Origin of the sequence: Streptomyces lasalocidi (assembly GCF_005280215.1) — a bacterium.
Classification (GTDB): Bacteria; Actinomycetota; Actinomycetes; order Streptomycetales; family Streptomycetaceae; genus Streptomyces; species Streptomyces longwoodensis.
Genome location: NZ_SZNQ01000001.1, coordinates 3840317 through 3857606, shown reverse-complemented (window position 1 = coordinate 3857606; position 17290 = coordinate 3840317). Strand labels below are relative to the sequence as shown.

At 70.8% G+C, this 17290-nt stretch carries 14 protein-coding genes and 1 tRNA gene; 5 read left to right on the top strand and 10 right to left on the bottom strand.

Translation table 11 applies throughout. The annotated features are described in order from the left end of the window. Positions 1–26: 26 nt before the first annotated feature. From pdxR to E4U91_RS17270, 3 genes are all read right to left on the bottom strand, one after another. Complete coding sequence (pdxR, locus tag E4U91_RS17280; RefSeq protein ID WP_137307685.1) at positions 27–1385, bottom strand: MocR-like pyridoxine biosynthesis transcription factor PdxR; 1359 nt, start codon at positions 1383–1385, stop codon at positions 27–29. A 119-nt stretch (positions 1386–1504) separates the two neighbouring features. Continuing rightward, complete coding sequence (locus tag E4U91_RS17275; protein ID WP_137307684.1) at positions 1505–2971, bottom strand: aminopeptidase P family protein; 1467 nt, start codon at positions 2969–2971, stop codon at positions 1505–1507. A gap of 116 nt (positions 2972–3087) precedes the next feature. Beyond that, on the bottom strand, positions 3088–4620 hold the full coding sequence (locus E4U91_RS17270) for a PP2C family protein-serine/threonine phosphatase (protein ID WP_137307683.1): 1533 nt from the start codon (positions 4618–4620) through the stop codon (positions 3088–3090). 449 nt (positions 4621–5069) lie between these two features. Between E4U91_RS17270 and E4U91_RS17265 the strand changes: the two genes are divergently transcribed. Together E4U91_RS17265 and E4U91_RS17260 are read left to right on the top strand one after the other, a co-directional pair. Further along, on the top strand, positions 5070–5744 hold the full coding sequence (locus tag E4U91_RS17265; RefSeq protein ID WP_137307682.1) for a bifunctional DNA primase/polymerase: 675 nt from the start codon (positions 5070–5072) through the stop codon (positions 5742–5744). Between the two features lie 55 nt (positions 5745–5799). Continuing rightward, a complete protein-coding gene (locus tag E4U91_RS17260; RefSeq protein ID WP_137307681.1) occupies positions 5800–6501 on the top strand; it encodes a hypothetical protein in 702 nt (233 codons plus the stop codon). Between the two features lie 291 nt (positions 6502–6792). Here E4U91_RS17260 and E4U91_RS17255 read toward each other — a convergent pair whose 3' ends face one another. The 3 genes from E4U91_RS17255 to E4U91_RS17245 all read right to left on the bottom strand — a co-directional run bounded on the left by E4U91_RS17255 (position 6793) and on the right by E4U91_RS17245 (position 9653). After that, positions 6793–7758: a DUF5926 family protein gene (locus E4U91_RS17255; RefSeq protein ID WP_137307680.1), complete on the bottom strand. Its 966-nt coding sequence runs from the start codon at positions 7756–7758 to the stop codon at positions 6793–6795. A gap of 149 nt (positions 7759–7907) precedes the next feature. After that, positions 7908–8459, bottom strand: a complete 552-nt coding sequence (locus E4U91_RS17250) for an ATP-binding protein (RefSeq protein WP_168218128.1) — start codon at positions 8457–8459, stop codon at positions 7908–7910. 363 nt (positions 8460–8822) lie between these two features. Next, positions 8823–9653, bottom strand: a complete 831-nt coding sequence (locus E4U91_RS17245) for a glycerophosphodiester phosphodiesterase (protein ID WP_137307679.1) — start codon at positions 9651–9653, stop codon at positions 8823–8825. A gap of 314 nt (positions 9654–9967) precedes the next feature. Between E4U91_RS17245 and E4U91_RS17240 the strand changes: the two genes are divergently transcribed. The 3 genes from E4U91_RS17240 to E4U91_RS17230 all read left to right on the top strand — a co-directional run bounded on the left by E4U91_RS17240 (position 9968) and on the right by E4U91_RS17230 (position 13710). Beyond that, positions 9968–11554: a S1C family serine protease gene (locus E4U91_RS17240; protein WP_137307678.1), complete on the top strand. Its 1587-nt coding sequence runs from the start codon at positions 9968–9970 to the stop codon at positions 11552–11554. 71 nt (positions 11555–11625) lie between these two features. After that, positions 11626–11712 (top strand) — tRNA-Ser (locus E4U91_RS17235). Between the two features lie 447 nt (positions 11713–12159). Beyond that, entirely contained in the window at positions 12160–13710 is a 1551-nt protein-coding gene (locus tag E4U91_RS17230) for an ATP-dependent nuclease (protein WP_168218127.1), read from the top strand. 236 nt (positions 13711–13946) lie between these two features. On the opposite strand, the gene E4U91_RS17225 is transcribed toward E4U91_RS17230, so the two are convergent. The 4 genes from E4U91_RS17225 to E4U91_RS17210 all read right to left on the bottom strand — a co-directional run bounded on the left by E4U91_RS17225 (position 13947) and on the right by E4U91_RS17210 (position 17290). Further along, positions 13947–15323 carry a tyrosine-type recombinase/integrase gene (locus E4U91_RS17225; protein ID WP_137307676.1) on the bottom strand — a complete coding sequence of 459 codons (1377 nt, stop codon included), beginning with the start codon at positions 15321–15323 and terminating at the stop codon, positions 13947–13949. A gap of 63 nt (positions 15324–15386) precedes the next feature. Next, entirely contained in the window at positions 15387–15572 is a 186-nt protein-coding gene (locus tag E4U91_RS17220; protein WP_137307675.1) for a helix-turn-helix transcriptional regulator, read from the bottom strand. A 162-nt stretch (positions 15573–15734) separates the two neighbouring features. Next, positions 15735–16964: a DUF3631 domain-containing protein gene (locus E4U91_RS17215; RefSeq protein WP_137307674.1), complete on the bottom strand. Its 1230-nt coding sequence runs from the start codon at positions 16962–16964 to the stop codon at positions 15735–15737. After that, a complete protein-coding gene (locus tag E4U91_RS17210) occupies positions 16961–17290 on the bottom strand; it encodes a hypothetical protein (protein WP_137307673.1) in 330 nt (109 codons plus the stop codon). Before E4U91_RS17210 ends, E4U91_RS17215 begins: the two co-directional genes overlap by 4 nt.

Sequence of the window (17290 nt, the reverse complement as noted above, 5' to 3'; positions counted from 1 at the left end):
CTGGCTCTCCCAGGGGCCGCAGAGGCTCACGCCCCCCGTCCGAGCACCCCCGCCAGCACTTCCAGCGCCTGCGGGTAGACCCGCTCCCGGGGCGTGCCGTACCCCACCACGAGGCCCTGCGGCCGCCCGGCCGTGCCCGGGGTGTGCCAGTGCTCCCCGAGCCGTCCGACCGCCAGCCCCGCCGCCTCGGCGCGGGACACGACGTCCGCCTCGTCGGCGACCTCCACGAGCGCGTGCAGCCCGGCCGCGATCCCGCGCACGCCCCTGCGCCCGCCCAGGCGGTCCAGCAGCAGGTCGCGGCGGCGCCGGTAGCGCAGCCGGCTGGCCCGCACGTGCCGGTCGTAGGCGTGGCTGTCGATCAGCTCGGCGAGCGCCAGCTGTCCGATGGTCTCGGTGTGGTGGTCGCTGTGCAGCTTGGCGTCGGCGACCGCGTCGACCAGGTGCGGCGGCAGCACCATCCAGCCCAGCCGCAGCGCGGGCCCGAGGGTCTTGGACGCGGTGCCGAGGTACACGACCTGGCCCGGCGCCATGCCCTGGAGGGCGCCCACGGGCTGCCGGTCGTAGCGGAACTCCCCGTCGTAGTCGTCCTCGACGACCAGGGCGTCCCGGGCGCGGGCCCAGTCGCCGAGCGCCCGCCGCCGCCCGGGGTGCAGCGTCACCCCGGTCGGGTACTGGTGCGCGGGCGTGACCACCACGGCGGCGGCGTTCCCCAACTCCTCGACCAGCAGGCCCCGGTCGTCGACGGGCACGGGCACCACCCGGCCCCCGTTGCGCCGCACCACCTCCCGGTGGAACGGCAGCCCGGGGTCCTCCATGGCGAGGGTGGAGCCGTCCAGCACGCGGGTGAGGAGCGCGAGTGCCTGCACGTAGCCCGAGGTGATCACGATCCGCTCCGGCGGCGCGACGACCCCGCGCGCCCGCCCCAGGTACCCGGACAGCGCGGTCCGCAGCTCGATCCGCCCGCGCGGGTCGCCGTAGTCGTAGGCGAGGGACGGCGCGGAGGCGATGGCCCGGCGCAGCGCACGCAGCCAGGCGGCGGCCGGGAACGCCCCGACGTCCGGGCTGCCGGGTCGCAGGTCGAAGCGGGGCTCACGCGCGCGTGCGGCGGCCTCGGCCGGCCCGGCGTCCGGGGCGGGCAGCGAGGCGACCCGGGTGCCCGATCCCTGACGGGCCGTCAGGAAGCCCTCGGCGACGAGCTGGTCGTACGCCGCCTTGACGGTGTTGCGCGAGATGCCGAGCTCCTCGGCCAGCCGTCGGGTCGCCGGCAGCCGCTCCCCGGGGGCCAGCCGCCCGTCCCGGACAGCGTCCCTCAGGGCACGCTCGAGCCCGACGCGCCGGCCCTCGGCCGCGATCACGTCCGGACGCAGCTCCAGATGCAGGTCCACACCCACTCCCCCGAGGGGGCGCGGGGCAGGCGCGAACGAGCCCCCCGGCGACCCCCGGACGCAGCGAAAGGCCGGGCACCCCGGTGGTGCCCGGCCGTCTCCTGTCCCGCGGCGCTCCCTCAGCCCCTGAGGGAGGCCATCCAGCTCTCGACCTCCTCGGACCGCCGGGGCAGCGCGGCGCTGAGGTTCCGGTTGCCGTCCCGGGTGACCAGGATGTCGTCCTCGATCCGCACGCCGATGCCGCGGTACTCCTCCGGCACGGTCAGGTCGTCGGCCTGGAAGTACAGACCGGGCTCCACGGTCAGCACCATGCCGGGCTCCAGCACGCCGTCCACGTAGGTCTCGGTGCGCGCGGCGGCGCAGTCGTGGACGTCCATGCCGAGCATGTGGCCCGTGCCGTGCAGCGTCCAGCGCCGCTGCAGCCCGAGCTCCAGCACCCGCTCGACCGGCCCCTCGACGAGCCCCCACTCCACGAGCCGCTCGGTGAGCACCCGCTGGGCGGCGTCGTGGAAGTCCCGGTACTTGGCGCCCGGCTGCACGGCCGCGATCCCGGCCTCCTGGGCGTCGTACACGGCGTCGTAGATCTTCTTCTGGATCTCCGTGAACCGGCCGTCGACCGGCAGCGTCCGCGTGACGTCGGCGGTGTAGTACGTGTGCGTCTCCACGCCCGCGTCCAGCAGGAGCAGGTCGCCGGAGCGCACGGGCCCGTCGTTGCGCACCCAGTGCAGCGTGCAGGCGTGCGGGCCGGCCGCGGCGATGGTGCCGTAGCCGACGTCGTTGCCCTCCACGCGGGCGCGCAGGAAGAACGTGCCCTCGATGTAGCGCTCGGAGGTGGCCTCGGCCTTGTCGAGGACCTTGACGACGTCCTCGAAGCCGCGCACCGTCGAGTCGACGGCCTTCTGCAGCTCGGCGACCTCGAAGTCGTCCTTGACCAGCCGCATCTCGGAGAGGACGACGCGCAGCTCCTCGTCGCGCTCGGCGGTGACCTTGTCGGTCAGCGCCGCCTCGATCCCGGCGTCGTGGCCGCGCACGACCCGCACCGGGCCGGTGGCCTCGCGCAGCGCGTCGGCCAGCTCACGCACGTCGGAGGCGGGGATGCCGTACCGCTTCCCGGCCTCGGTCAGGGAGTGGCGGCGGCCGACCCACAGCTCGCCCTGCCCGGACAGCCAGAACTCGCCGTTCTCCCGGTCGGAGCGCGGCAGCAGGTACAGCGTCTCCCGGTGGCCGTCGGCGGTGGGCTCCATGACCAGGACGCCGTCCTCGGTCTGGTTGCCGGTGAGGTACGCGTACTCGACGGACGCGCGGAACGGGTAGTCCGTGTCGTTGGAGCGGACCTTGAGGTTGCCCGCGGGGACCACCAGGCGCTCGCCGGGGAAGCGGGCCGACAGCGCGGCGCGGCGGGCGGCGGTCTCGGCGGCCTGGGGGAGCGGCTCGAGGTCGTGCAGCTCGGTGTCCGCCCAGCCGGACTTCATGTTCTCGGCAAGCTCGTCGGACACGCCCGGGTACAGGCCGTTCTTCCGCTGCTTGATGGGCTCCTCGGCATCGCCTTCCGGGGTCTCCGGGGTGAGCTCGTCGGCCACGGTCATCCTCCTCGATACGGCACTGGACCTCCCCCATCGTACGGTCGCACGGAAGGGGGCCCAGGGCCGGAGGACCTGTTACACCGGGCCTGCCCGGCCAGGTGGAGGTCCACCATGGAGGGCTACTCGAACCGCGCCGCCAGCACCACCACGTCCTCCGCGCCGTCCTGCGCGTCCAGGCCGTCCGGCAGCACCGTGCGCAGCACGTGGTCGGCGACCGCGCCCGGGTCCTGGCGCAGCGCCCGGGGCACCCCGGCGGCGGCCGCGTGCAGCCGCGCGAACGCCCGGTCGGTGGTCTCGCCGGTACGGTGCAGCAGCCCGTCGGTGTAGAGCAGGACCGTCTCCCCGGCTTCCGCCTCCAGCTCCACGCTCGGCGCCTCCCAGCAGGCGAGCATGCCCAGCGGCGCCGACACGGACGTCTCCACGAACTCGGTGCGGCGCACCCCCGTCAGCAGCGGCGGGCAGTGTCCGGCACCGGCCAGGGTGACCTTGCGCAGCGCGGGCTCGCAGTAGGCGAACAGGGCGGTGGCCGAGCGGGCGGGCTCGGTCAGGCGCAGCAGCAGCTCCAGGTCGGACAGCACGGCGACCGGGTCCTCGCCCTCCATGACGGCGTAGGCCCGCAGCGAGGCGCGCAGCCGGCCCATCGCGGCGACGGCGCTGGGCCCCGAGCCGGTGACCGCGCCGACGGAGAGGCCGAGGGCGGCGTCCGGCAGCGGCAGCGCGTCGTACCAGTCGCCACCGCCGTGCGGGCCGGTGCGGTGCCGGGCCGCGAGCTGGACGCCGGCGACGCGCGGGAGGCGGGACGGCAGCAGTTCCTCCGCGATCGTCCGCATGCACGCGCGCGTGCGCTCGACCTCGCGCAGCCGGGCCAGGTGTTCGGCGGCGTGGCGGACGTACAGGCCGACGAGGTGGCGGCGGCGCTCGTCCGGTTCGGCGGGCTCGTCGTACAGCCAGACGGCGGCGCCGAGGCGGCCGGTGGTCTCGCCGGCGAGGGGGAGGGCGTAGCTGGCGGCGTACCCGAGGCGGGCGGCGACCTCGCGGTGGCGGGGGTCGAGGCCGTCCTCGGCGGACAGGTCGGGTTCGGCGACGCCGTCCTCGCCGCCGGGCAGGCCGTCGAGGATGCGGCCGAACGGCAGGGCGTTGCGCGGCACGGTCACCAGGTGGCCGAGGTCGGCGCGGCCGAGTCCCAGTCCGAGGGTGGTGTCCGGGCCGAGGCCGTCGGCGGGTTCCAGGGCGACCAGTCCGCGCTGGGCGCCGACGAGGGCGGCACCCGCGCGCAGCAGCTCCTGCAGGGCGTCGTCCAGGACGTTCGTGCGGGCGAGGCGTTCGGTGAGTTCGTGGAGGGTCGTGAGGTCCGAGACCCAGCCGGCGAGCCGGTCCTGGAGGAGGGCTCCGGGTGCGCACGGCACGGTGGGGACGGTGGGGGCGGCGGCGACCGGTGGGGCCTCCGGGGCTGCGGGGGCGGGCGCGACAGTGTGTGCCGGTGAGGGAACCGTTGAATCGATTCCGGCCACTTTCGGAGGGTGGGGGGCGTTCATGGCGTCCGGCTCTCGGACCGGTGCGTATTGCTCAAAAGCATCGCAAACCCCCATGTGATTCTGCGCCGCTAGCAGTGTCTCCACATGTACACGCACTCGTGAGGGGATGTCCAGCATTGTCCTGCTGGGATTCCTGGTGTCCGTGGGGAGGCGCGGCACCCCTTGTGGAAAAGCAAAGTTGGCTTAAAACTGACTCGGGTAACGGGCTATTGCGGTCGACTGGACTGGCTCCACGGAGCGTCACAACGGTTGTGATGGGTACCTACTCGGTACGGCCGGGGTGGCGGACAGCCGCCCGGAACCTGGTGCCCGACCCGAGCGTCCTAGCCATCGACGACCGTGCCCCATCCTCCCGTGGCGGAGGCGGAGAGAACCAGCGGCGCGGCAAAACGCCAGACTTCGCCACCCCACGCCACGCCCAGGCATTTGATAGACCGCAGTGTGGGGTTTCCCTTGCCTCAGCAAGGGTGTGATGCGCCAACAGGTACGCCCAGTGAAGTGATCGACACATGGTGTGATGTGGCCCTCGGTGTTGCCAGCGGTGCAACGGAAAGGAACGAGCGCTCATGCGCGAGATCCTCGGAAGGCGACGCAGGCTCCTGTCCCAGCGCAAACGCTCCCAGCGCGGCGACGGGGGGCCTGAGTTGATCGGCGCGGCCCTGGCCTGTGCGACTCAATGGCAGTGGCCCGTGCTCCCCGGCGTGGCGGCCGACGCGCGCGGCCGCTGCGCCTGCCCGGACCCGGACTGCACAGTGCCCGGAGCACACCCCTTCGACCCCGGCCTCCTCGCGGCCAGCACCGACGCCCGCATGGTGCGCTGGTGGTGGACCAACCGGCCGTCGGCGCCGATCGTCCTGGCCACCGGGGGCAGCGCGCCCTGCGCGGTCAGCCTCCCCGCCCTCGCGGCCTCCCGCGCGCTCGCCGCGCTCGACCGCCAGGGCATGCGCCTCGGCCCGGTGGTCGCCTCGCCGACCCGCTGGTCGATCCTCGTCCGGCCGTACGGCCTGGAGCAGTTGGGCGAGCTGCTGTACGCGAAGGACTTCGTCCCCGGCTCCCTGCGCTTCCACGGCGAGGGCGGCTACCTGGCGCTCCCGCCGTCGAACACCGGCCAGGGCGGCGTCCGCTGGGAGCGCGCCCCGCTGCCCGGCTCGTCCTCCCCCTGGGTGCCCGACGTGGAGGCCGTGGTGGACGCGGTCGTCGACGCCCTCACTCGTACGGGTGTGAGCGCCCCCGAGTTGTAGGGGTGTCGGGGCGCGCGCGGGCCGGCCGGACGGTTCCGCCCCGTATCTTCCGCCCATGAACGTTCGTCTCCTCGCCCTCGGCGCCGTCGCGACCTGCGCGCTCGTCCTTCCCCTGGCCGCGGCGTCCGCCGGGCCGGTCGGCGGCGGGGGCGAGGCCGTACGGTCCGTCGCGCGCGCGGTCGTCCACCAGCCGTCGTACGACGACGGCGCGGCCGGCCACGCGGCGGGCGGCGGGCGGCCGTACGAGCACCGGACGGACGACGGGAGCGCCAACGGCCCGAGGGACACGCGCGCGGTCGACGGACGCCCGGCGGACGGACGGGCGCGGGACGGTGCCGACGGTGACGCGAAGGGCCCGGCGGCCGACGCCTCCTCCCCCCGCACGCTCGGACTCGGCCTCGCCACGGCCGCCCGCTGCGGTCCGGAACTGTCCTCCCCGGAAGGCGTCGAGGCGCAGACCTGCGTGCTGACGCAGGGCGACGAGACCTGGGCGCGCACCTACTACCGCAACGCCACCGGCCGCCCCCTGGACGCCGCGCTGAGCCTGATGGGGCCCGACGGGCGGACGGTGCGGACGCGGTGCGCGGTGAGCGCCGACGACGAGCCCGCGAGCTGTGAGACCCCGCGCGGGCCCGGCGGGGGCGGGCCGGAGGACCACTGGGCGGTCGCGGAGTTCGCCGCGTCGGCCGCGGACGGCGCCGACGCCCCGCTGCTGCTGCGTTCCGGAAGCAACTCCGGGGCGGACACGGGCAGTTGACGCCCGACCCCGTTGTGTACAGCCGGCCGGGCAGAAAAAGACCCGGTTGCTGGCGACGGGGGATGCACCAGCAACCGGGCTACTGGAACGGTAACAAGAGATCGGCTCCAAGCAAATTCGATCTCCTGTTTTCATCGGCTTTCCGGACACGCGCCGAGCGGCACGCTTGGCTTCGACTCCCCTTGTGCGAACGGCAGTTGTGAGCGGAGTCACCCCGTCAACGGAGTCGGCGCCAGGCCGGGCGGGTCGCCTCGCCGCCCGGTCGCGCGTCCGGTCGCATGTGCGATCGGATCAGCTGAGCGTGACCTGCCGATTGGTGAGGCCGCCGCGCGCCCGGCGCTCCTCGGGGGTCAGCGGCGCGTCGGAGGCCAGCGCGGCGGCCAGCCGCTCGGCGAACTCGGCGGCGGGCTTCTCCACGTCGTCGGCGCCGACCCCGCTCGGCAGGTCCCACACGGGAACCGTCAGGCCGTGCGCCCGGAAGGACCCCACCAGACGGGTGCCCTCACCGAGGCTCGACCGGCCCGCCGCGTGCAGCCGCGCCAGCGCGTCCAGCAGCTGCTCCTCGGGGTGCGGCATGACCCACCGCAGGTGGTTCTTCTCCGGCGTCTCGCACCAGTACGCGGCGTCCACGCCGGCCAGCTTCACGGTCGGGATCGCGGCGGCGTTGGCCCGCTCCAGGGAGGCGGTCACCTCCGGCGTGGCGTTCTCCGTGTCCGGAATCCAGAACTCGAATCCGCTGTGCACGACCGGCTCGAAAGTGCCCTCCGCGTCCAGCAGGTCCTGCAGCCGGGGACCGTCGGCGGGCGCGCGGCGCGCCTGCACCGGCGTACCGGGCTCGGCGGTGAGCGCGCGCTGGAGGGTGTCGGCGAGGTCGCGGCTGATGTCGCCGGACGCCGTGTCGTTCTGCAGGCCGAGCAGGACCGAACCGTCGTCGCGGCGCAGGGCCGGCCACGCCATCGGCAGCACGGTGGCGAGCGTGACCGACGGGACGTCCTCGGGGAGCCCGTCCTTCAGGGGCAGCTCCACGGTGGCCGCGGGGACCAGCTCGCGCAGGGCGACCCAGTCGCACTCGCCCGGCAGCCCCTCGAACGGGCGGTGCACCAGCTCGGTCACCGCGTGCGCGGCGGCCCGGCCGTGGCAGGCCTTGTACCGGCGGCCGCTGCCGCAGGGACAGGGCTCACGGGCGCCGACGACCGGGATCTCCCCGTCGGTGAGCTGGGGTCGCGTGGCCCTCGTCTGGGGGCGCTTCTTGGCCATCTGGCTGTCTCCCGGGTACGGCTCGTCTGGTACGGGCGGGAGCCTAGCCGTTCGCGGGGGGAGCGACGGGAACCTGTGGACGACGGGCTCGTTCGACGGGCCCGCGGAGGACGGACCCTGGAAGACGCATCCGGGAGGCGAGCCGGTCGTCAGTCCAGGTCGTCGAACGCGTCCGCGAAGTCCAGTCCCGGGAGGGCCGCCACCGGTGGCGCCGCAACCCGCGAGGCGAAGTCGTCACGGCGGTGCAGGGTGGCGGGGTCGTGGACGTCGCGGTGCACGACGACCCATACGGTGACCTCGCCCCGTACGTCGTCCCGGACGCCCCAGTCGTCGGCCAGCGCCCGGATGATGTTCAGCCCGCGACCGCCGTGCGCGGTGACGGAGGGGGTGGCCGGGGCGGGGCGGGTCGGGCCGCCGCCGTCGGTCACCTCCACGACGAGCCGTCCGGCCGGGTCCACCCGCCAGGCGGCCCGGACGTCGCCGTCCCCGGCCAGGGCGTCGCCCAGGGGCCGGCCGTGCTTGCACGCATTGCTGAGGAGTTCCGACAGGATCAGTACGGCGTCGTCGATGACCGTTTCCGACACTCCGCGCCCCCGCAGCTGGTCCCGCATGCGGTGTCGCGCTTCACCCACGCCCGCAGGGCCATGGGGTACGGCCATGCTCGACGACGTGGGCACCTCCTGTGCCACCACCAACGCCACCCCCGAGACCTCCTTCGCCCCACGCCACGGTGTGGATGCCCCATTGGCCTGAACCGGAAACCGGCCAATCCGCCTCCGGTTGACGCATTCGCAGCGTTCGAACACGGAGCGAACGCGCCGGTGCACTCCCCGTGAGGAGCCAGTGGTCGCGCGCCTGTCCGTGGCCGGATTTCGATGGTGTGGCCGATTCGGAGAATGCTGTAGGAGGGCTGTGTGGTCAAGAGGTGAGGGTGGGACTCGGGCGCCCTTTTGGGACTTCTGTGACGTGAGGGGGGACGAAACGCCACGAAACCGCTGCCGGGGAGCCGGCTGGGTCGCCGTTGCGCGAGGCGGTGCCACGCGTCGTCGTCCGGGTCGTCCGGCTCAGCGGCGGCCCAGCTGGCTCAGCACCGCGCGGGGGCGGTTGGTGATGATGGCGTCCACGCCGAGCCCCACGCACAGCTCGACGTCCGCGGGCTCGTTCACCGTCCAGACGTGCACGCCGTGGCCCGCCCGCTTCAGCCGCTCCACGTACGCGGGGTGGCTGCGGACGATGCGGATCGACGGGCCCGCGATGCCGACGCCGGCCGGCAGGCGGCCGTCGCGCAGCCGGGGCGAGACGAACTGGGTGAGGTAGACCGTCGGCAGCGTCGGTGCCGCGGCACGCACGCGGTGCAGCGAACGCGGCGAGAAGCTCATGATCCGCACCGGCGACTCGGCCGGGCTCGGCGGCGCGTCCAGCCCGAACCGCTTCAGCAGGTGCAGCAGCCGCTCCTCCACCTGCCCCGCCCAGCGCGTGGGGTGCTTGGTCTCGACGGCCAGCTCCACGCGCCGGCCCGCGTCGGCGACCAGCTCCAGCAGGCGCTCCAGGGTCAGCACGGAGGTCTGCTCGCGGTCCTCCGGGCGGAACTCCCAGTCGGGTTCCTCGTCCCGGCTGCGCAGCGCCTCCCGCGCCTTCCAGGAACCGAAGTCCAGCGCGGCGAGGTCGGCGAGCTCCAGCGCGGAGACCGCGCCGCGCCCGTTGGACGTACGGTTGACGCGACGGTCGTGCACGCACACGAGGTGGCCGTCCGCGGAGAGCCGTACGTCGCACTCGAGGGCGTCCGCGCCGTCCTCGATCGCCTTCCGGTAGGCGGCCAGGGTGTGCTCGGGCGCCTCTTCGGAGGCTCCTCGGTGGGCGACGATTTGAATCGGGTGCTGTCGTGCGAGGGTCACCGCGTCATGGTGCCACCGCGGCGGGGCAGTCGTCCTTCGGAAGGGCTCCTCGGGAGCCGGACGGAGCGGCTTTCTGAGAAGCGTCTGAGAACAGTCTGAGATGTTCCGGTGAAGCGGCGGGATTACCCCGAATGTCGGATATAAGGACTGGCTTCACCCCCACAGCCACCGCTTATGGTGCTCTGACGGCCCGTGGGAAAAGCTGACCGTACAACAACACATGCACAGCTGCCGCGCACCGGGCCGACGAGACAGCGTGACAGGCGTGACCCAGTGCGTCCGACGACAACAGCCGTGGATCGAGGAGAAGAGCTGTGAGCACCGAGAACGAGGGCACCGCGGTACCCCCCGCCCCGTCCGCACCTCCCGTGCCGGTGGCATCTCCCGAGGCTTCCCGGCCGCACCAAACGAGCGACGCGGGCGCCCCGACGACTCCCCTCCCCCCGACGCCGTCCGCCCCGCCCCCCGCGACGCCCCCGGCGCCCGGTGCCGCGGGCGCCGCGCCGGCGAGCGCGGCCGAGGCGGGCTGGCCTCCGCCGGCCCCGTCCGCACCGCCGCAGGACCCGTACGCGGGAGCACCCCAGGCAGCGCACCCGGGCCACCAGGGCGGCCCGACGGTCGGCGGCGGCGCCGACGGAGCGGGCGCCTGGCCTCCCCCGCCGCCCGCCACCCCGTCGTACGCGGACCCGGGCGCGGGTGCGGGTACGGCCGAAGGCGTCGGAGGCGCGGGAGGGGGCTCCGACTGGGGCACCACGTACGCCCAGCACCCGGCGCCGAAGGCGGGCCGGGGCCGGGGCGGTCTGGTCGCGGCGGTCCTGGTGGCCGCGCTGGCCGCGGGCGGCCTGGGCGGCGGCCTCGGCTACACCCTGGCCAAGAACGACGACACCAGCGGCTCCACGACGGTCTCCGCGTCGGACAGCGGCGGCTCGGTCAAGCGCGACCCGGGCACGGTGGCGGGTGTGGCCGCGAAGGCGCTGCCCAGCACCGTGACGATCGAGGCGGAGTCGACGAACGGCGAGGGCGGCACCGGCACCGGGTTCGTGTTCGACACGCAGGGCCACATCGTCACCAACAACCACGTGGTGGCCGACGCCGTGGACGGCGGCAAGCTGACGGCGACCTTCCCCGACGGCAAGAAGTACAACGCCGAGGTGGTCGGCCACGCGCAGGGCTACGACGTGGCGGTCATCAAGCTGAAGAGCGCCCCCTCGGACCTGAAGCCCCTGACGCTCGGCAACTCGGACAAGGTGGCCGTGGGCGACTCCACGATCGCCATCGGCGCGCCCTTCGGCCTGTCCAACACGGTCACCACCGGCATCATCAGCGCCAAGAACCGCCCGGTCGCCTCGAGCGACGGCACCGGCAGCAACGCCTCCTACATGAGCGCGCTGCAGACCGACGCGTCGATCAACCCGGGCAACTCCGGCGGCCCGCTGCTGGACGCCCAGGGCAACGTCATCGGCATCAACTCCGCGATCCAGTCGGCGAGCAGCGGCGGCCTGGGCAGCACCGGCCAGGCCGGCTCGATCGGCCTGGGCTTCGCCATCCCGATCAACCAGGCGAAGTACGTCGCCCAGCAGCTGATCAAGACCGGCAAGCCGGTCTACGCCAAGATCGGCGCGTCCGTCTCCCTGGAGGAGAGCGCGGGCGGGGCGAAGATCAGCGACCAGGGCTCGGGCGGCACCGAGGCGGTGGAGGCGGGCGGCCCCGCGGCGCAGGCCGGCCTCAAGTCCGGCGACGTGATCACCAAGCTCGACGACCGGGTGATCGACAGCGGCCCGACCCTCATCGGCGAGATCTGGACCCACAAGCCCGGCGACAAGGTGACGCTCACCTACGAGCGCGGCGGCAAGACCCACACCGTCGACCTCACCCTCGGCTCCCGCACCGGAGACAGCTGACCGACCGCCCCACGCGCGCGTGCCCAACGGTTACTCTTGTCCCCGCGCCACGATGAAGATCGCCGGCGCGGGGTGGGTTGCCCGAGCGGCCTAAGGGAACGGTCTTGAAAACCGTCGTGGCAGCGATGTCACCGTGGGTTCAAATCCCACACCCACCGCTGCAGGCTGCAGCGTCGCACGTCAGAAGGGGTGTCACTCTCCGGAGGGGCACCCCTTGCGCATGACCTTGTCTCACCTTGGCTCGCTGGTGTGTCAGCCTTGACCAGCGCGTGCGGCCAACCTGCGGCCAGGATCACAGGGGCGCCGACAGCTTGGCGATGACGTCGGGAAGGCTGTTGTCCTGGGTGTCCGCTCGAGTTCGGCAAGGATCGTGCGCTTGGCCGAGTAGCTCCCGTGTATGGCGCGGACGAAGTAGCTGCGCTTCGGCACCCGGAAGACTTTTCGCCAGCGGGCTTGCAGGGTGGCCATCAGCACAGCGCGGACGACCTGCACATGACGACGACACAGAGTCTCGCTGTGTGGTGACGCCCGAGTACATAAGTGTCCGCAGGCAATTTTCCCAAGGAAGCTCGGACGTGAGGTGTTCGAGTAGTAGTGTCCCTATCATGATGGACGTCGAGTTCCGGGTTAGAAACTATCGCTGCTTCGGCGACGAACCAATCGTCTTCCGTGTTCGTGACGGTTTCACTGCGCTTGTGGGTACTAATAACTCTGGGAAGAGTTCCTTGCTTCGCCTTCTCTACGAGGTAAGGCCGCTCCTTGCACAGATGTATCAGTCTGACGTGCATTCTCTCTTTCCATTTTCGTCGCGCCATTCCCGTACATTCTCTTGGATACCTCAAATTCTGCCAGGCGAGCGCATCGTTCGGGCGGGGAGTGAGCGTCCAATGGAGTTGCAAATTATTGTCCATGACGGTCCAGACGGGCCGTTTGTAGATGAACATGGCGACCAACTGGTAGTGTCTGCTTATTTCTTGCGGCAAGACGTGGAATTTCACCTTGAACTCCGGCGGCTGTCCGGAGCTAAAATTGAAGCATTGAGTCGAAAACAGTTCATGTCGCTTAGGACGGCGATGGCTACATTGCACGGAGCGATGTATATTGGACCGTTCAGAAATGCCATCCATGTTGGCGGCAATAAGAGTTATTACGACATTCAAACTGGCGACTCTTTCATTAGCACTTTTCGTACATATAAATCCGGTGCAGATCCGGCGGCCAATGAGGCCATCCATGAGATGACTGAAGATCTTCGGCGTATCTTTGGATTCGAAAGGCTGGAGATCAATCCAGCGGATGACACGCTCCAGCTAATCATCGATGGTCGCAGTCATCGGCTGAGTGAGATGGGTGCTGGCTTTGCGCATTTCGTGGTCGTTATGGTGAATGTCCTAGTGCACAGGCCAAACGTGTTGCTCATTGATGAGCCGGAGCTCAATTTGCATGCTTCGTTGCAGCTCGACTTCTTGCAGACGCTGGCGAGGTACACGCGGCATGGCGTCGTCTTTGCTACACATAGCCTGGGCTTGGCGCGGACTGCAGCCGACAAAATTTACACACTTGCCAAGCCGCTGGGTGGTACGAGTAGGGTTCAACCGTACGAGGACAACCAGGACCTCGTCACCCTGCTTGGTCAGCTATCTTTTGATAGCCGACCGGAGATGGGCTTCAGTAAGGTGTTGCTTGTTGAGGGGAAGACGGAAGTCCGTGCCCTAATGCAACTTCTTCGCATTTACGGGAAAGAGCATGAGGTTCTCATGGTTCCTCTCCATGGGGCTGACCTAATTCGCGGCGATTCGCAACAAGAACTAATCGATCTCCTCCGTATTGGCAAAGACGTGCGTTATCTCATTGATAGTGAACGCACGACTGCAGAAGAACCCCTGGCGGCAGAGCGACAGAAATTTATTGACCTCTGCCAACGGTTGGAGATCCCAGGTAGTGTGCTCGAACGACGTGCACTGGAGAATTACTTCCCAGAACGCGCGGTAAAGCGTGTCTTCGGTGAAGCAGCGGTGGCTCTTGGACCCTATGACAAGTTGGCTAAAATGCCTGGGGCTGTTTGGAGGAAGACGGAAAACTGGCGAGTGGCAGCCGAGATGCGTAGGGAGGAGCTTGACGGAACGGATCTCGGCACCTTCTTGCAAAACTTGTAGCAGTTGCCATCGTCGCAGCCGTTGCTATGAGCGACAGCGGCCCGGTGCATGCCGTTGGTAGCAGCCTAGAGCGCCACCAGGTTAGAGCATATCGACGCTTTTGCCGGGTACGTACAGGACAAGTCAGAAAGGGGTGCAGCTCTCGAAGCGGCACCCCTTCGCTTGCAGTCTGTCTCACCTTGTTCCAGATGCATTCTACGTGCGACCAGTGCGTGCGGCCAACCTGCGCCCAGGAGCTATAGCCCCTCTGCCGTGCTTTCGTGCTCCGCCAAACCCCGTTCGATCAGCGCGTTTATCGTTGCCTCCTCGCCGTCCAGCGCCTTGGCGTAGTAGCGCTGCAAAACTGCGACGCTCTGACCGGCCCGCCGAGCGGTCTCGGCGAGACTCACTCCGGACCGGAGCCAGAACGACACGCAAGCATGCCGCAGGTCGTACGGAATGGCTGCGAGCGGAGAGGCGACCTGCGCCGGCGTGAAAGCCTTCCGCCGGGCCTCCTTCCACACGGAGCCGTACTCCTGCGACCGGATGGGCCCGCCGCGTACAGCGCTGAACAGCCGACCTTCCTTCGTGGTCCCGAACGTCTCCAAATGGGTCCGCAGAATGGCGACCAGGACGGGCGGGATCGGCACGGGCCGAACCGCGCGCCGGGCCCGGTGCTTCAACTGGCGCTCCTCGTACGGCTTGCCGTCGTCCGTCCAAGCCGAACCGACCTGCGGCCGGGCGCCAGCGAGCATAAGCCGCCCCCACCCCTCCTCCGGGAGATCGCACTGGTCGGCGCTGAGCATGGAGACTTCCTCCGGTCGCATGGCCGCGTAGTACATGCACGCGAAGAACGCGACCAGGTGGGTACCGCGCACCCCCTGGGCACGCACGGCATCCAGCAGGGCGCGTGCTTGCGCCGGCGTGGCGACGCTCCGGGTGTCCAGCTCCTCCACTGCCTTGGGGGTCTCCCAGTGGACGCGGAGCAGTGGGTTGCCAGGCAGCAACTCGTTCTCGACGGCGAGCCGCAGGCAGTTGCTCAGCACGGCGCGACGCCGGCGGAAGGTGTTCGCGGCGGCCGGCTTCCCGTCCTGGCGCTTGGCCAGGTGTTCCAGTACGGTGCGCACCCGCTTGGCACTGTCCAGGTCGACCACGGCCGGTGCGTTGGCCTCCACCCACGCCAGGGCCTTGGCCTCCGGGCCCGGAGGCTCCTGGTCGTGACGTCCGGCGTTGAATGCCCACTGGTAGAGGGCACGGCGCAAGAGATCGTCTGCCGGGCGACCCTTCCCGGACGGACAGAGCGCCATCGTCGCGATGGTCAGGCTCTCTGCGATGCTCGCGCGGTGCTTGGCCGCAGCGGTCGGCCACTTCCGGGCCGCGTGGGCGCGCGCGTGGCTGTACCAACTTGTGCGGTTGCGCTCGCGCACCTCCGACACGGGGAGTCCGGTCTCCGTGTCGAACGGTTCCCCTTTGCGTGCCGCAGACAGCAGCTCCGACCGGCGGGAGTCGGCCAGGGTCTTGGTCGCGAACTTCTCCTGAAACTGTTCGCCACCGACCAGCCAGCGGAGCTGGTAGGGCGCGACCTTGCTGTTGCGCTTGCGGACGCTCCAGAGGCGCACGTCGTAGCTGTGCATTGTTCTCCTCACGAGAGAGGGACCCCCACCAGTCGGCGGGGGTCCCTCTGGGGCGGTTAGGGGTCAGGCGCTCAGCTCGTGCTTGGCCCACCAGGCGTCGAGGTCGCTGCGGCGGCAGCGGATCTGTCCGTTGGACAGTTTGATGAGCTTGGGGGCTTGGCCGCGGGCGCGCAGGCGGTAGAAGGCGGCGCGGCTCATCTTGATCTCTTTGAGGACTTCCGGGAGCTTGAGCTTTTCGTCGCCTGCCAAGGTGCGACTCCTCGTCTCTTCTCTCTTCTGGGAGATCCGCCACGTCCGCCACGCCGCCACACCGCAGGTCAGAGCCTTGATCGTGTGGCGGATAGCGGTTTTGTGGCGGATAGGTGCCGCCACAGCCAGCGGGGGCGGGGCGGCACCGGTGCGCTTGATCGGTCAGTGGGCGAGGGTGGGTTGTGTGGCGGCTTCCGCAGACATGTGGCGGATGGCTGTGGCGGTATCCGCCACGGATTCACCCCTGTTGACCTGCGGTGTGGCGGACGTGGCGGACGTGGCGGATTCCTCGGGGGTGGGAGGGCAGTACCGCGTCCAGGCGTCCGTGAGGTCTTCCGCGTAGTAGCCCTTGGGGAAGCCCGAGGGGGTGCGGATGCCGCGCGGTTTGATCGGCTTGTTGACCGGGGTGACGTACTGGCCGAGCAGGCGGGCGAGGGTGCGGGAGTTGATCGGCTTGTCGTCCAGGTCGCCCCAGGGGGCGTCGTCCATGCGCAGCAGGCATTCGATGATGGCGGCGGTCGGCATGCGGTCGGCGCCGCAGAACACCTTGTCGCGCAGGTCGGTCAGCAGCCGCACGCCGAGGGAGGCTTCGTCGTTGTCGTGGGCGGCGTGGACCAGTTCCAGGCAGGCGGCACGGGCGCGCGCAGGCCAGTCGCCCCCGGCCGCGTCCGCGACCGCGAGCAGGGGCTCCCACACGTCCGCGGGCCGGTCGGTGACCCCTTCGGGCATCTCGGGCCAGGCTCCCGCGACCTGTTCGCGGACGCTGTCGGCCCACTTGGCGAGCAGGTCCCGTACGGCGTGGCCCTGCTTCTCGTGGATGCGCTGGCGGTAGGGCTCGGCCTTTTCGTTGGGTGCGCGCTTGCGCATGCGGATGATGACGGAGCGGGTCAGGACGGTGTCGGGCAGTGAGCCGAGTCCGGCCATGGCCACGGCGCAGTAGGAGTTGAAGAGCTGTGCGTTCTGGTTGGAGCCCTCTCCGACGCACCGCAGGGCGCCCGTGGTCCGCCGGTAGCCGGCGTTGAGGAAGCCGCGCAGTGCCTCGTCGGCGCCTGCCTTGGGGCCGAAGATGGTGTCCACCTCATCGAACAACACAGTGGGCAGGCCGGCCGCGGAGTCGACCAGCCGGTAGAGGGCGTTGGCGGATGCGGACACGGTGGCGACCGGGCGGGGCGTGAGGAGTTCCACGATCTCCAGCGCGCGGGATTTGCCCGATCCGGGCTCGGGGGAGAGGAACGCGATCCGCGGGGTGGTCTCGAAGCAGTCGATGAGGTGGGCGTGGGCGTCCCACAGGGCGACTGCGACGTAGGCGGCTTCGGTGGGGAAGACGTTGAAGCGGCGGTGGAAGGCTTCCACCTCGTTGAGCAGCGCGGCGCCGTCGATGGGGTCGGTCATGCGGCGGCCCTCCCTTCGGTTGGTGCGACGAGCGCCCCAGTGCAGGCGGATCGGTGGGCGTCGTATTCAGCGACCAGCGCGGCCACGTCGTCGGGGCCGGTGGCGTTGCCGGTCTGCCCGCAGGCGCAGGCGTAGGCGGCGGTGGGTAGGGCGCCGGGCCGGGTGGACCAGCGGGCGCCGTCGTAGTGGTGCCGGTAGACGGGTGGAGCGAAGATCCGGATACCGGGCGCGTCCGGAGTCGGGTCGGCCCCCGGCCGGACCTGGCACCGGTTCGGGATAAGGGCAGTTACGACGCCCTTCCGGGCGGCGCCTGTCGGCTCGCCCAC